Here is an 858-nt window from a genome sequence, read left to right on the forward strand (position 1 = left end):
TAATTAGTTCAATTATAAATCAATAGAGTGTACTCTATTGATACAATTATAGTAGACTGATAAAATCATAGTTAAGAGTGTCTCATAAGACTTATCTCAAAAATGAGGTGATATTTTGCGGAAAATTGGTTATATACGTGTCAGTTCGACTAACCAAAATCCTTCAAGGCAATTTCAGCAATTAAACGAAATCGGGATGGATATTATTTTTGAAGAAAAAGTTTCTGGTGCAACAAAGAATCGCGAGCAACTTCAAAAAATGTTGCAGGATTTACAGGAAGGCGACATTATTTATGTTACAGACTTAACTCGGATCACTCGGAGTACGCAGGATTTATTTGAATTGATTGATTTAATACGAAGGAAAAAGGCAAGCTTAAAATCACTCAAGGATACATGGCTAAATTTATCAGAGGATAATCCATACAGCCAATTCTTAATTACAGTAATGGCTGGTGTGAACCAATTAGAGCGCGGCCTTATCCGTATGCGTCAACGTGAAGGGATTGAGTTAGCAAAGAAAGAAGGAAAGTTTAAGGGGCGTTTAAAGAAGTATCATAAAAATCACGCAGGGATGAATTATGCAGTAAAACTATATAAAGAAGGCGGCATGACTGTAAATCAAATTTGTGAAATTACTAATGTATCTAGGGCTTCATTATATAGAAATCTATCGGAAAGAAACAAATAGTTTGTCCTGATTCTATCAAAAGGTGTATTTTTTCACCAACATTTTTAGGCATGAAATGTCGGTAATTATTATCTATTTTGTTTTAAAGTAAATATTGAAAGGGAGTAAACTTATGGATTGGCTAGAAAGAATGAACAATGCGTTAAACTACATTGAAAATAGCCTGG

General features: G+C 33.3%; 1 protein-coding gene. It reads left to right on the forward strand.

Annotated elements, in window-relative coordinates; genetic code table 11:
- The first annotated feature begins 115 nt into the window (after positions 1-115).
- Positions 116-691 (forward strand): recombinase family protein, encoded by a 576-nt coding sequence (locus RT405_RS13065; protein ID WP_313470255.1) that lies wholly within the window; start codon positions 116-118, stop codon positions 689-691.
- Positions 692-858 lie beyond the last annotated feature (167 nt).

It is taken from the genome of Carnobacterium sp. (genome assembly GCF_032094055.1).
Lineage (GTDB): Bacteria > Bacillota > Bacilli > Lactobacillales > Carnobacteriaceae > Carnobacterium_A.